Genomic DNA, 303 nt, shown 5'->3' with positions numbered 1-303 from the left:
GCAGCTCACCCAGACCCGGCACCAGACCACCAATGGTGTCAACGACACCACCGACGACCCCACCCAGGTCAGGAACACCCGGGAGACCCGGAACCGTGGGGTCACCGCCGGGAAGACCCGGCAGCTCACCCAGACCCGGAATCAGACCACCGACGGTGTCAATGACACCACCGAGGTCAGGAAGACCCGGCAGACCCGGAATGAGTCCACCCAGGTCAGGCAGACCCGGAAGGGTGGGGTCACCACCGGGAAGACCCGGCAGCTCCGGAAGACCCGGGACCAGACCACCAATGGTGTCAACGA

Annotated in this window: 1 protein-coding gene; it reads left to right on the top strand. The window is 66.0% G+C overall.

Features of this window, described 5'->3' with window-relative positions:
• The coding region (locus ACTJJ4_RS18590) for a hypothetical protein (RefSeq protein ID WP_440944706.1) at positions 1 to 303 on the top strand (303 nt) is incomplete at both ends.

The organism is Microbacterium sp. 22195 (assembly GCF_052056515.1).
Lineage (GTDB): Bacteria > Actinomycetota > Actinomycetes > Actinomycetales > Microbacteriaceae > Microbacterium.
The sequence above is the reverse complement of the archived record's forward strand: the minus strand, read 5'-3'. Positions and strand labels throughout refer to the sequence as shown.